Genomic DNA, 12280 nt, shown 5'->3' with positions numbered 1-12280 from the left:
GAAAGCATGGCATTCACGGTTCGGGCGGGCATCACCGCGACAACACCCGTGCAGTTCACCGACCCGCTTCCCGCGCAGGCAGATGTCGTGGTGATCGGTGGCGGCATCATCGGTGTGATGACGGCATGGTATCTCGCGGAGCGCGGCGAGAAGGTCGTGCTTTGCGAGAAGGGCCGGATCGCGGGGGAGCAATCCTCCCGCAACTGGGGCTGGGTGCGCCAGCAGGGCCGCGACCATGCGGAACTTCCGATCATGATGGAGGCGAGCCGCATCTGGGAGGGGCTGGCGGAGGCCGCGGGCGAAGACCTGGGCTTCCGGCGCGAGGGGGTGCTCTACATCGCCGGGGACGCGCAGAAACTCGCCTATTATGAGGACTGGCGCGAACGGAATGCCGTGCCGCATCAGCTCGACACCCGTGTGCTGACTCCGGCGGAAGTCTCCGCCATGGTGCCGATGGCCGGACAGGAGGCGGTCGGCGGGCTATGGACGGCGTCCGATGGGCGCGCGGAGCCGTGGGTCGCGGTGCCGGCGCTGGCGCGCGCCGTGCAGCGCAGGGGCGTCGCCGTGCTGGAGAACTGCGCTGTCCGCGCGCTCGATATCGCGGCGGGACGGATCTCGGGGGTGGTGACGGAGCAGGGGCGCGTGGCCTGCGACAGGGTGGTGCTGGCCGGCGGAGCGTGGTCCTCACTTTTCCTGCGCAACCATGGCGTCATGATCCCGCAGCTTTCCGTCCGCTCCACCGTCGCTGCAACGGAGCCGTTGCCGGAGGTGTTCGGCGGGAATGTCTATGCTACCGATCACGCCTTCCGGCGGCGACAGGACGGCGGTTACACGCTCGCTCCCCGCGGCTTCCACGAGGTGCTGATCGGGCCGGACGCATTCCGCCACTTCCGCAGGTATCTGCCCGCACTGTTCGACGACTTCGCCTCCAACCATTTCGTCTGGAAGGCCCCGGAAGGCTATCCCGACGCATGGAGCACTCCGCGCCGCTGGAAGCCCGACGGAGTTACGCCCTTCGAGAGGATGCGTGTGCTGGACCCGCAGCCGAACCAGCGGATCGTCGAGCAGTTCCGGTCACGGTTCCAGCGCGCGTTCCCGCAGCTCGGCACCGTGCGCATCGCCCGTGCATGGGCGGGCATGATCGACGCCATGCCGGATGCCGTGCCCGTGGTGGACCACATACCCGCCCTGCCGGGGCTGACATTGGCGACGGGGATGAGCGGGCATGGCTTCGGCATCGGCCCCGCCATGGGCAGGATCGTCGCCGACATGGTGACGGGCCGCCCGGCAGGCCACGACATGACCCGCTTTCGCTGGTCCCGATTTACCGATGGGTCGAAACTCGAACTCGGCCCCGGCGTCTGACAGGAGACAAGACATGCCGATCAAGAATCGTCTGGCGGAATTACAGGAGGAGATCGCCGCATGGCGCCGCGATTTCCACGAAAACCCCGAGTTGATGTATGATGTCCACCGCACGGCAGGCATCGTGGCGGAAAAGCTGCGGGAGTTCGGCTGCGACGAGGTGGTGGAGGGGATCGGCCGCACCGGCGTCGTCGGCATCATCCGGGGGCGGAGCGGATCGGACCGGGTGATCGGCTTGCGCGCCGATATGGATGCGCTGCCGATCTATGAGGCCACGGGGCTTCCCTATGCCTCCCGCACGCCGGGCAAGATGCACGCCTGCGGGCATGACGGGCATACGGCCATGCTGCTGGGCGCGGCGAAGTATCTGGCGGAGACGCGGAACTTCAACGGCACGGTCGCGCTGATCTTCCAGCCCGCGGAGGAAGGCGGGGCAGGCGGCAAGGCCATGGTGGACGATGGTATGATCGAGCGATTCGGCATCACCGAAGCCTATGGCATGCACAATTCTCCGGGGCTTGAGGTGGGCAAGTTCTCCATCCGGCCCGGCCCCTTCTATGCTGCGACGGATGAGTTCGAGATCACAGTGACCGGCAAGGGCGGCCACGCCGCGAAGCCCCATGCCGCGATCGACACCACGCTGATCGCGAGCCATATCGTCATCGCCCTGCAATCTATCGCCTCGCGGAATGCCGATCCGGTCAAGTCGATCGTCGTGTCCGTAACCAGTTTCCGCACCGAGACGGAAGCCTTCAACGTCATCCCCGAGCGGGTGACCCTGCGCGGCACCGTCCGAACCTTCGAAAAGGAACTGCGCACGCTGGGCGAGGAGCGGCTGAAGGCACTGGTGCCGCAGATCGCCGGAGCCTTCGGCGGCAACGCCGAAATAGACTGGCGTCCCGGTTACCCCGCGACGGTCAACTGGGAGACAGAGACCGGCTACGCCGCCGAAGCGGCCCGCACTGTGGCGGGCGACGTGGATACCAACGCCGAGCCGCTGATGGGAGGGGAGGATTTCTCCTACGTGCTGGAGGTCGTGCCCGGCGCCTATATCCAGATCGGCAATGGCGACAGTGCGGATGTCCATCACCCCGCCTATAACTTCAACGATGAGGCGATCCCGGCGGGTGCGTCGTTCTGGGCGGAATTGGTGGAGCAGCGTCTCCGCGCCGCTTGAGGGCGGTCAGAAGATCGGGCGCGGCGGCGGGATGAGTTCATCCATCATCGCCGCCGCCGCCAGCCGCTGGACATCCGGCACGGTGAGCCGCCCGCCCGCCCAATCGGCCAGCCCGTCGAGTCTTAGGCGTGCCAGCATCTTGTTGGTATGGACGAGCGACAGCCCCACCGCATCTGCAAGATCCTGCTGCCGGTAGGGGAACGGCACTGTCTGCCCCTCTGCCAGACCAAGCGCGGTCAGTCGCCCGAAGATGCGCGCCATGGCCCAGGCCAGCCTCTCCCGCGCGTCCCGCTGGCCGATTGTCGCCAATGCGTCACCTAGAAAATACTCCTCCGCCGCGCTGATCCATGTCAGCGAATAAGCGCGTGTGGGCTGGGTCGTGAACAAATCCCCCAATCGTGACCGGTCAAATACGCATAGCGTCATGGAAGTGGTGGCCTCTATCCCGAACTGCATTCCGGCGCTGATCGCGTTTTGCAGCCCGATAAAATCTCCAGGAAACACGAAGTTCACCACTTGGCGGCGGCCATCCTCCAAGCTCTTGTATTTCAAACCCATTCCGGAGAAGACCGTATACATGTTTCGGCTTTGTTCCCCTTCGCTGAATAGGGGAGTGCCGGGTGATGCGATCATTTCACCGCGCTTGAAACGCTCCATGAAACGGAGCTCTTCGGATGTCATGGGAAGGAAGGCGGGGCGGCAACGAAGAGGGCAGGCAGTACACGATACCGTCATGCCGGTCGCTCCTTTTGATATGTCGTGGTTTAATGACGGCGGCGATGGAATGTTCCAAATGCATGATGCGACATGCGAACATATGGAGGGAGCCTTGACGGAAGGATCTGGATTTTCCGTAATACGGCGACCCGAATTTGCGCGGTTCATTGTGGTCGAACCCCTGCCGCTTATCGCGACCGACATTGTGGAAGCGATCCGCGGATCGGCGGGGGAGTGTGATGTACAGGTATTTCCCCTTCCCGACATCGCTCATCATGCCATGGCAGAGATGTCGGATGTTACAGCGGCGTTCCTGTCGATGCGAAAGCAGGCGATCCTCGACTCCGGTCTCCACCGGTCCGTGAAAGACCGGGGAGGGCAAGTCATTATCGTCAGCGGTTCGCTAGCGGAAGAAGAGGCATTGTCGGAGGGATGGCTGCTGCTCAGGGAGCCCTTCACCGGTGACATGGTGGACAACCTCTTGGCGCGTCTTTCCGGTCAGGTGAACTGACGACCCTAGCCGCCGGTATGGCTCATGTGCCGGGACATGAGTCCTGCCACTGTCTGGCGTGAATAGTCGAAATCATGACCTTTGGGCTTCCGCGCGATGGCGGCGCGGATAGCGGCTTCCAGCGCTGCATCGCCTGCGCCTTCGCGCAGTGGCGCGCGCAGGTCCGCCTTGTCCTCCTGCCCCAGGCACATGAAAAGCTCCCCTGTGCAGGTAAGGCGGACACGGTTGCAGCTTTCGCAGAAGTTATGCGACAGCGGCGTGATGAAGCCAATCTTCTGGCCGGTTTCCTCAAGCCGCACATAGCGGGCCGGGCCGCCCGTCCGCTCCGTAAGGTCGGTCAATGTCCAGCTCTGCGCGAGGCGCGCCCGCAGATCGCGAAGCGACCAGAACTGGTCCAGCCGGTTTTCATTGCCGATATCGCCCATCGGCATGACTTCGATGAAGGTCAGGTCATGACCTTCGGCAGCACACCATTGCACGAGCGTCTCAAGCTCATCCTCGTTGACGCCCTTCAGCGCCACGGTATTGATCTTGACGCGCAGACCCGCAGCTTTTGCCGCTTCCAACCCCTCCAGAACCTGTGAGAGCCGCCCCCAGCGGGTGATCTCCGCAAAGCGGCCCGCGTCCAGCGTGTCGAGAGAGACGTTCACCCGCCTGACACCGCAATCCACCAGCTCCGCAGCATGACGCGCGAGTTGGGAGCCGTTGGTCGTCAGCGTAAGTTCCTTAAGTGCGCCGCTTTCCAGATGGCGCCCCATCGCCCGGAAAAAGGTCATGATCCCCCGCCGGACAAGCGGCTCACCCCCGGTGATCCGGAGCTTCTCGACCCCGAGCGCGACGAAGCCCGAACAGATCCTGTCCAGCTCCTCCAGTGTCAGAAGTTCCGCCTTCGGCAGAAAGGTCATGTTTTCGGCCATGCAGTAAACGCAGCGGAAATCACAACGGTCTGTCACCGATACCCTGAGGTAACGTATTGCGCGGGCAAATGGATCGATCAACGGCGCTGTCATGTCGAGAAGATAGGCTTCGCGGGCTGCCGCGGCAAGCTTGAGCGTCTCCCCAATGCTGCTGATTTGCGCACGGTTGCGGGCGAAAGACATGCTACCCTCAAGATGTTTCGATAATGGAGAGCATTTGTGACGCGGCATGACTGGATTTTTGATGTCCTCGCGGATTTGCGCCGCTTTTCAGAACTGAACGGTCTGCCGCTTCTCTCCGATCAGATAGTGATCGCAGAGGAGGTGGCGCGGCGAGAAATCGATGCCGCTCCCCAGGATGCTTCGCATCCTCCCCCACAGCCCGGCTGATCCGGCTGGCGCGCGCCCGGCTGTCGGGATAGGGTCGCGCCATGGCTGCCGATATACTTCCCCTCTCTCCCGATCAGGCCGAGGCCTGGGATCGCCTTGCCGAAATGCTGGCCGGAGCCGGGGTGGATCTTGTCGATGGCACCCTTCAGCCTGCGGGGGAAGGAGGGCCTTCGGTTCTTGCGGTCACCGGCAAGGCGGGTTCGGGAAAGACGATGCTGCTCGCCAGCCTGACGAAGGCGCTGGAAGATGCCGGGGTCGAGATTGTCTCCGGTGACTGGGAAGGACGGCGGCGGAAGGAGCGGCGGACGCTGGCAGTGCTCGCCCCCACCAACAAGGCGGCGAGCGTGCTTCGCTCCCGCGGGGTGCCGGCGACGACGATCCACCGTATCCTCTATACGCCTGTCTATGATCCGCAATATGAGCGGCTGGCCGAATGGCTCGCCAACGGCGGAGAGCGCCCGGTGGTGGAGGGCATGGCAGAGGTCGCGCTGGACCGTGCGAAGGCGTTCTACGAACAGATGAAATCGATCCCCGGCGCGCTTGCCACCGCCGGGCTGCGCGGGTCCGACTTCATTCGGGGCTGGAAGCGGCGGGAGGATCCGCTGGACATCGGTTTCGTGGACGAAGCCTCCATGCTCGATGCCCGCCAGTTCGAGGATTTGCAGGAAATCTTTCCGACGCTTGTGCTCTTTGGCGATCCGGCGCAGCTGGCGCCGGTGGGGCAGTCGGGAGAGATGGCCTTCGAGGGGTTGGGAGAGAAGCGGGTCCTGCACCTTTCCCGTATCCACCGGCAGGCAGAGGATAACCCGATCCTCGATCTGGCCCATGCGCTGGCCGATCCGGCGCTGACCTTCGAGCGGTTCGAGGCGATGGTGGAGGACGCGGCCCGGCGCGACCCCCGCGTGGTGGTGAGCCAGCGGGTGGAGTCCGATCTGATGGCGCGCTCCCCGGTGCTGGTCTGGCGGAATGTGACGCGTATCCGGCTCATCCAGGCGTTCCGGGCGGCGTTCGGCGCGCCGGAGGATGCACTGCTGCCCGGTGAGCCGCTGATCTGCGACGGGGTCGAATTGCCGCTGAAGCATCGCAAGAAGCGGATCGACCTTGAGGCGCGCGGGCTCATCAAGGGCGCGCAAGTCATCTACCTTGGTGAGGGGCGCAAGCCGGGCTTCTCGCGCCTGCATGTGCTGGGGGCGGAGGATCCGCAGGTCTCCGCCGCCTCCATTGTCAAGATAGAGAAGCCGGATGAGGAGGAGCCTTTCATCCCCTTTGCCGCTCGCATGGGCGCAACATTTCTGCACGGCGCGGCGGTAACGATCCACAAGGCGCAAGGCTCGCAGTGGGAGGCCGTGCAGGTCTTTGCCCCCGATCTCTGGGCCGCGGCGCAGACGGGGCGGATGGAGGCGGGGCTTCCTCTGTGGAAGCGGCTTGCCTATGTGGCTATCACGCGGGCGGAGAAACGGCTGCTCTGGGTGGTGCGCAACCGGCTGGCACGACCCACGGCCGCGCTGGGTGTCGCCGATCTGTCCGGCGCACGGGCCACGCTGGAACTCGCCGCTGAAGCGGAAGAATGACTCCCGTTCGGGATGATTGGAAAGGAAATGCCATGCGCTGCATCTTTGTTCAGCTTCGCTGCACTCCCGGCAAGACCTATGAGGTTGCCGATGCGATCTATGACCGGGAGGTGGTCTCCGAACTCTACTCCACCTCCGGTGAATGGGACCTCCTCGCCAAGATCTACATCCCCGAAGAAGAGGATACCGGTCGCTGGCTGGCCGAGAACCTTTTCGACATTGCCGATATCCAGCGCAGCCTGACGACCATGACGTTCAAGGCGTTCTGACGGGTCAGAGGCGGAGCGACCGGAACAGCGCCGAGGCGCCCCACCCTGCCACGACCGCCACCAGAAGGGCGAGAATCCCCGTCGCCAGCGGCTGCTCCACCGCCAGGAGATGCACCCACCGCTCCACTCCCACCTTGTACACGGGCAGGTGGCTTTCATACCGGTCGATCACCTGCCCCTCTCGTGTGAGATAGATGCGGGTGATGTAAGTTCCCTCCACCAGCGTGGAGGGCAGCTCCACCCGCGTCTGGAACAGCGTGGATTCCTCCAGCGAAACAGCGCGCTCGTTGACCTGATATGTTCCCGATTCCCGGCGAATTCGGATCAGCGCATCGACGAAGGCCGGTTCCTCCTCCTCCGATACGTCCCGCCCGGCGATATAGATGAGCCGAGGCAGGGTGATACCATATTGCCGGTCCTGCTCCGGCGTCAGCATGAAGGAAACGGGCCAGGATGTGTTGACGGCATAGAAGCTCGGCGTAGAGCGGATGCGAACATTCTGCGTGTTCATCCAGATGCCGAACTCGTGGCTCTTCTTCCGGACGGTCAGCGTCTCCGGCGGTCCCTCGACGGTGACGATGATACCCAGGGGGTTGTCCTCTGGAATCGGTTGCTCCCGCCGGACGGCGCCGAAGACGAGGATCTCCGACCCGTCGAAACGCGCACTGATGTCGATGAAGTCGTGGCTGAAGCCTGCGACGATCCTTTCACCCGTCGGGCGGGTCTGCGTGTCTGCGGTGAACGGCAGGAGAGTGAGGAGGAGGAGAAACAGCGGGAAAAAGCGCATCAGAACCCGCCCCCCCGCGCGATGGAGAAAAGCTCCGGCGGCGTCACGACGAGATCATAGGCCAGCCTCCCGCATACGAGCAGCACGAGAATCGCCAGCAACACCCGGAGCTGCTCCGCCCGGAGTCTGGCACCGAGACGCGTGCCGATCTGCGCCCCGATCACGCCGCCGATGATCAGCAGAGTGCCGAGGATGAGATCCACAGCATGGTTGGTCCACGCCTGCATGAGCGTCGTGAAACCGGTGACGAAGATGATCTGGAAAAGCGACGTGCCTACCACGACCTTGGTGGGCATGCCGAGCAGATAGATCATCGCGGGCACCATCAGGAAACCGCCACCCACGCCCATGATGGCCGCCATGATCCCCACAAGACACCCCACCAGCATCGGTGGGATGACGGAGATATAAAGGCCGGACGCCCGGAACTTCATCTTGAAGGGCAATCGGTGGACCCAAAGATGCTGGCTCCGCCGGATGCGGACCGGGCCTTGCATCCGCTGCCGTCGCAGCGCGCGAAGGCTTTCCTGAAACATGAGCAGGCCGACCGTCCCAAGCAGCACGACGTAGGAAAGCTGCACGATCAGGTCGATCTGCCCCAGCGCCTTCAGCCGGTTGAACAGCCAGATCCCGATCAATGAACCGATGAGCCCGCCGACGAGCAGCACGGTACCCATCCTCAGATCCACGGTCTTGCGGCGAAGGTGGCCAAGAACGCCCGAGACGGAGGAGGCGACCACCTGGTTCGCGCCGGTTGCGACTGCGATGGGCGGCGGAATGCCGATGAAGAACAGAGCGGGAGTGATGAGGAACCCGCCGCCCACGCCAAAAACGCCCGACAGAATACCAACGATAGCGCCTATCGCGAAGACGATCCCGCCGTTGACGGAAACCTCAGCGATCGGCAGATAGACTTGCAGCATCTCATTCCCCGCGCGGGCGGTTCGGCGCGCCCGCGGCTACCGCTCCTTCACATAGGCTACCCCGCCCGCGCGCGGAGGAACAGCCCGACCGACGAAGCCGGCAAGAATGATGACCGTCAGCACATAGGGCAGCGCCTGCATGACCTGCACCGGAACGGTGATGCCCAGAAGTTCAATGGTCTGGAACCGGTTGGTCAGCGCCTCCAGGAAGCCGAAGAGCATCGTCGCGCCGAGAGCGTACCATGGCCGCCACTTGGCGAAGATCAGCGCGGCCAGTGCGATATAGCCGCGCCCAGCGGTCATCTCCTTGACGAAGCCCGCCGATAGCCCGGTCGACAGATAGGCACCCGCAAGCCCGGTAAGCACCCCGCAGATCGCGACGGCCGCGTAGCGCAGCCGCGTGACGGACACGCCCGCCGTGTCCACCGCCGCCGGGTTCTCCCCCACCGCCCTGAGCCGGAGACCGAACCGCGTGCGGTAGAGGAGGAACGCGCTCGCCGGGACGAGCAGGAACGCGACGTAGACGAGGATGGTATGACCGGAGATCAGCTCCGCATAGATCGGGCCGATGACGGGGACATCGCGCAATGTCTCTGCGAAGGGGAGAGTGATGGGTTGAAACCGCGCCGCGCCCTCCAGCGAGGGTGTGCGTCCGCCGAGCTGGAACCAGTTCTGCCCGATCAGCACCGTCAGGCCGGAGGCCAGGAAGTTGATCGCCACGCCGGAGATGAGCTGATTGCCGCGGAAGGTAATAGAGGCGAGGCCGTGGATGGCCGACAGCGCCAGCGAGGCTCCTATCCCCGCCAGCAGGCCGATCCAGACATTCCCCGTCACCGCCGCCACCGCCGCCGACAGGAACGCGGCGGCGAGCATCTTGCCCTCCAGCCCGATGTCGAAAATCCCCGCCCGTTCGGAGAACATCCCCGCCAGACAGGCCAGCAGCAGCGGTGTCCCGAGGCGGATCGTGCTGTCGAGGATCTGCAGGATCGTGGCCGCGTCCATCAGCCCTTCCTCCCGAATTTCAAAAACAACCGCTCCACCGGCAGGCGGACCATGTTGTCGAGCGCGCCCGTGAAGAGGATGACCAGCGCCTGTATCACGGTGATCAGTTCACGCGGGATCGCCATCCAGAGCGACAGCTCCGCGCCGCCCTGGTAGAGAAATCCGAACAGCAGGGAGGCGAGGAAAATCCCCACCGGATGGGAACGGCCCATGAGCGCCACCGCAATGCCGATGAAGCCCGCCCCCTCGACGGAGTTCAGTACCAGCCGCTGGGCCTCCCCCATGACGTTGTTGATGGCCATCATCCCCGCCAGCCCGCCGGAGATGAGCATGGCCCACATGGTGATCCGCGTGGGCGATATACCTGCGTAGCGCGCGGCGGATTCCGATTTGCCGAAGGCGCGGATCTCATAGCCCAGACGCGTGTGCCAGATGAGGAGCCAGACAGCGATGCAGGCGGCAACCGCGATCAGAAAGGTGATATTGGCCGGATTGCGGTTGTTGAACGGAATACCCACGAGCGCGAGGATTTCCGACAGGCGGGGCAGGGTGGCCCCTGCGGGAAAACGGGCCGTCGCCGGATCCATGGAGCCTATGGGCCGCAGAATGTTCACCAGCAGATAGTTCAGCAATGCCGCGGCGATGAAGTTGAACATGATGGTGGTGATGACGACGTGGCTGCCGCGCCGCGCCTGAAGCCAGGCAGGGATCGCGGCCCAGACCGCACCGAACACCGCCGCGCCGATCATCGCGGCGGGAAGCGCCAGCCACCAATGGGTCCATGGCAGCGCCAGACAGACAAGCGCTACGCCGAGGCCACCCAGCGTCGCCTGCCCCTCGCCGCCGATATTGAACAGGCCCGCGTGATACGCCACGGCCACCGACAGCCCGGTGAACATGAACGAGGTGGCATAATAGAGCGTGAACCCCCAGCCATAGGAGGAGCCGAGCGCGCCCGTCACCATCGTGCGGATCGCCTCCACCGGGTCGGCGCCGATGGCGAGGATCACCAGCGCGGAGATGATTAAGGCCAGCAGGATGCTGATCAGCGGCACGAGAAAGACGTCAGCCCATTTCGGCATCACGCGGCCTTCCCGTCCATTCCCGCCATCATCATGCCAAGTTCCCGCTCATTGGTCGTTTCCGGCGCGCGTTCGCCCATGATCTCACCGCCGCACATCACGACGATCCGGTCGGAGAGCGCCCGGATCTCGTCCAGCTCCACGGAAACCAGCAGGATTGCCTTGCCCGCATCGCGCAGGGCGACGATCTGGCGGTGGATGAATTCGATAGCCCCGATATCCACACCCCGCGTCGGCTGGCCGATCAGCAGCAGGTCCGGGTTGCGCTCCATCTCCCGTGCCAGAACGATCTTCTGCTGGTTGCCGCCCGAGAAATTCTTGGCCTCAAGCCGGGGAAGGGGCGGGCGCACGTCGAAACGCTGCATCTTCGCCTCCGTCTCCCCGATCAGCACGCCGTTCTGCATGAACGGGCCGCGCCGGTAGGCCGGGTCGTCCTGATAGCCGAAGGCCACGTTCTCCCATGCCGTGAAGTCGAGGATCAGGCCAAGGTGATGGCGGTCCTCCGGCACATGGGCGATGCCCGCACTTCTGCGGCTCCGTCCGTTCGCCTCCCGCCCCGACAGCGGCAAGGCGCGGCCGTTCAGCAGGATCTGACCGGAGGCGGCGGGCATGATACCGCCCAGCACCGCCAGAAGCTCCGACTGTCCGTTTCCTGCAACCCCCGCGATGCCGACGATCTCGCCGGCCCGCACGGTGAGGGAGACATCCCTGACCCGCTCCACGCCGGTGGTGTCGCGCACCGTCAGGTTTTCGACCGACAGCACGACGGGGCCAGGCGTCGCCTTCTCCTTCTCCACCCGGAGGAGCACCTTGCGCCCTACCATAAGCTCGGCCAGCGCCTCTGGCGTGGTGTCTCGCGTGGGCAGCGTTGCCACCATCTCCCCGCGCCGCATGACGGAGACGGCATCGGTCACCTCCATGATCTCGCGCAGCTTGTGGGTGATGAGGAGGATTGTCTTTCCCTCGTCCCGGAGCGCGCGGAGTATGCGAAACAGGTGGTCCGCCTCCGCCGGTGTCAGCACGCCAGTCGGTTCGTCGAGTATCAGGATATTGGCCTGACGGTAGAGGGCCTTGAGGATTTCCACTCGCTGCTGATGGCCCACGGAAAGCTCTTCCACCAGCGCATCCGGATCCACGTTCAGTTCATAGTCACGGGCAAGGTCCACAAGCAGGCTCCTCGCCCGTGCGAGCGAGGGGCGCAGCAGGCGCCCGCCCTCCGCGCCGAGCACGACATTCTCCAGCACGGTGAAGTTCTCCACCAGCTTGAAATGCTGGAACACCATGCCGATGCCCGCCTTGATCGCGGACTGGCTGTCCGGGATCGCGGTCACTTTGCCGTCGATCAGAATTTCGCCCGCATCTGCCTGATAGAACCCGAACAGGATCGACATGAGCGTCGATTTCCCAGCGCCGTTTTCGCCGATGATGCCGTGGATCGTGCCCTTGCGCACCTTGAGCGAGATGTCCCGGTTGGCCTGAACCGCGCCGAAGGATTTGGAAACGCCCCTGAGTTCGATTGCAAGAGGCGCCGCCGTCTCCCTGTCGCCGCCGCCTCCCGTCATGGCTTCC

The 12280-nt window shown here is 64.3% G+C and carries 13 protein-coding genes and 1 pseudogene; 6 read left to right on the top strand and 8 right to left on the bottom strand.

From position 1 onward, the window contains the following. Positions 1-6 precede the first annotated feature (6 nt). Positions 7-1365 (top strand): NAD(P)/FAD-dependent oxidoreductase, encoded by a 1359-nt coding sequence (locus CG51_RS02575; protein ID WP_035741517.1) that lies wholly within the window; start codon positions 7-9, stop codon positions 1363-1365. Positions 1366-1378: 13 nt separating this feature from the next. Further along, positions 1379-2542, top strand: a complete 1164-nt coding sequence (locus CG51_RS02570; protein WP_035741515.1) for a M20 aminoacylase family protein — start codon at positions 1379-1381, stop codon at positions 2540-2542. A gap of 6 nt (positions 2543-2548) precedes the next feature. Here CG51_RS02570 and CG51_RS21020 read toward each other — a convergent pair whose 3' ends face one another. Further along, a complete protein-coding gene (locus CG51_RS21020; protein ID WP_332888840.1) occupies positions 2549-2968 on the bottom strand; it encodes a Crp/Fnr family transcriptional regulator in 420 nt (139 codons plus the stop codon). A gap of 12 nt (positions 2969-2980) precedes the next feature. After that, positions 2981-3121: pseudogene (locus CG51_RS21015) on the bottom strand (Crp/Fnr family transcriptional regulator); the annotation flags it as partial. A gap of 154 nt (positions 3122-3275) precedes the next feature. Here CG51_RS21015 and CG51_RS02560 point away from each other — a divergent pair. Further along, positions 3276-3770: a hypothetical protein gene (locus CG51_RS02560; protein ID WP_143412835.1), complete on the top strand. Its 495-nt coding sequence runs from the start codon at positions 3276-3278 to the stop codon at positions 3768-3770. A 5-nt stretch (positions 3771-3775) separates the two neighbouring features. On the opposite strand, the gene moaA is transcribed toward CG51_RS02560, so the two are convergent. Next, positions 3776-4780: a GTP 3',8-cyclase MoaA gene (gene moaA / locus CG51_RS02555; RefSeq protein ID WP_035742005.1), complete on the bottom strand. Its 1005-nt coding sequence runs from the start codon at positions 4778-4780 to the stop codon at positions 3776-3778. A gap of 126 nt (positions 4781-4906) precedes the next feature. On the opposite strand from moaA, the gene CG51_RS19905 reads away from it, so the two are divergent. Genes CG51_RS19905 through CG51_RS02545 form a run of 3 tightly spaced genes read left to right on the top strand, consistent with a single transcriptional unit; the run spans position 4907 to position 6917 of the window. Next, on the top strand, positions 4907-5077 hold the full coding sequence (locus tag CG51_RS19905; protein ID WP_156961327.1) for a hypothetical protein: 171 nt from the start codon (positions 4907-4909) through the stop codon (positions 5075-5077). Between the two features lie 41 nt (positions 5078-5118). After that, positions 5119-6648, top strand: a complete 1530-nt coding sequence (locus tag CG51_RS02550) for an ATP-dependent DNA helicase (protein WP_035741511.1) — start codon at positions 5119-5121, stop codon at positions 6646-6648. Positions 6649-6680: 32 nt separating this feature from the next. After that, the gene (locus CG51_RS02545) at positions 6681-6917 is read left to right on the top strand and encodes an Lrp/AsnC ligand binding domain-containing protein (RefSeq protein ID WP_035741509.1); all 237 of its coding nucleotides are present in this window, start codon (positions 6681-6683) and stop codon (positions 6915-6917) included. 4 nt (positions 6918-6921) lie between these two features. On the opposite strand, the gene CG51_RS02540 is transcribed toward CG51_RS02545, so the two are convergent. The 5 genes from CG51_RS02540 to CG51_RS02520 are packed head-to-tail and all read right to left on the bottom strand — an operon-like array spanning position 6922 to position 12273. After that, positions 6922-7704, bottom strand: a complete 783-nt coding sequence (locus tag CG51_RS02540; RefSeq protein ID WP_035741507.1) for a TIGR02186 family protein — start codon at positions 7702-7704, stop codon at positions 6922-6924. Continuing rightward, on the bottom strand, positions 7704-8624 hold the full coding sequence (locus CG51_RS02535; protein ID WP_035742002.1) for a sulfite exporter TauE/SafE family protein: 921 nt from the start codon (positions 8622-8624) through the stop codon (positions 7704-7706). Before CG51_RS02535 ends, CG51_RS02540 begins: the two co-directional genes overlap by 1 nt. A gap of 39 nt (positions 8625-8663) precedes the next feature. Beyond that, the gene (locus tag CG51_RS02530; RefSeq protein ID WP_035741505.1) at positions 8664-9629 is read right to left on the bottom strand and encodes an ABC transporter permease; all 966 of its coding nucleotides are present in this window, start codon (positions 9627-9629) and stop codon (positions 8664-8666) included. After that, the gene (locus CG51_RS02525) at positions 9629-10711 is read right to left on the bottom strand and encodes an ABC transporter permease (protein WP_035741504.1); all 1083 of its coding nucleotides are present in this window, start codon (positions 10709-10711) and stop codon (positions 9629-9631) included. Before CG51_RS02525 ends, CG51_RS02530 begins: the two co-directional genes overlap by 1 nt. Continuing rightward, a complete protein-coding gene (locus CG51_RS02520) occupies positions 10711-12273 on the bottom strand; it encodes an ABC transporter ATP-binding protein (protein WP_035741503.1) in 1563 nt (520 codons plus the stop codon). The genes CG51_RS02525 and CG51_RS02520 overlap by 1 nt, the downstream gene beginning before the upstream one ends. Positions 12274-12280: the final 7 nt, after the last annotated feature.

Origin of the sequence: Haematobacter missouriensis (assembly GCF_000740775.1) — a bacterium.
In the GTDB taxonomy this organism is placed as follows: domain Bacteria; phylum Pseudomonadota; class Alphaproteobacteria; order Rhodobacterales; family Rhodobacteraceae; genus Haematobacter; species Haematobacter missouriensis.
This window is presented reverse-complemented; position numbering and strand designations above follow the sequence as displayed.

Bases quoted from the DNA above. Each gene is read 5' to 3' on its own strand.
- CG51_RS02575 (WP_035741517.1), top strand. From the start codon at position 7: ATGGCATTCACGGTTCGGGCGGGCATCACCGCGACAACACCCGTGCAG.
- CG51_RS02570 (WP_035741515.1), top strand. From the start codon at position 1,379: ATGCCGATCAAGAATCGTCTGGCGGAATTACAGGAGGAGATCGCCGCA.
- CG51_RS21020 (WP_332888840.1), bottom strand. From the start codon at position 2,968: ATGACGCTATGCGTATTTGACCGGTCACGATTGGGGGATTTGTTCACG.
- CG51_RS02560 (WP_143412835.1), top strand. From the start codon at position 3,276: ATGCCGGTCGCTCCTTTTGATATGTCGTGGTTTAATGACGGCGGCGAT.
- moaA (WP_035742005.1), bottom strand. From the start codon at position 4,780: ATGACAGCGCCGTTGATCGATCCATTTGCCCGCGCAATACGTTACCTC.
- CG51_RS02550 (WP_035741511.1), top strand. From the start codon at position 5,119: ATGGCTGCCGATATACTTCCCCTCTCTCCCGATCAGGCCGAGGCCTGG.
- CG51_RS02545 (WP_035741509.1), top strand. From the start codon at position 6,681: ATGCGCTGCATCTTTGTTCAGCTTCGCTGCACTCCCGGCAAGACCTAT.
- CG51_RS02540 (WP_035741507.1), bottom strand. From the start codon at position 7,704: ATGCGCTTTTTCCCGCTGTTTCTCCTCCTCCTCACTCTCCTGCCGTTC.
- CG51_RS02530 (WP_035741505.1), bottom strand. From the start codon at position 9,629: ATGGACGCGGCCACGATCCTGCAGATCCTCGACAGCACGATCCGCCTC.
- CG51_RS02525 (WP_035741504.1), bottom strand. From the start codon at position 10,711: ATGCCGAAATGGGCTGACGTCTTTCTCGTGCCGCTGATCAGCATCCTG.
- CG51_RS02520 (WP_035741503.1), bottom strand. From the start codon at position 12,273: ATGACGGGAGGCGGCGGCGACAGGGAGACGGCGGCGCCTCTTGCAATC.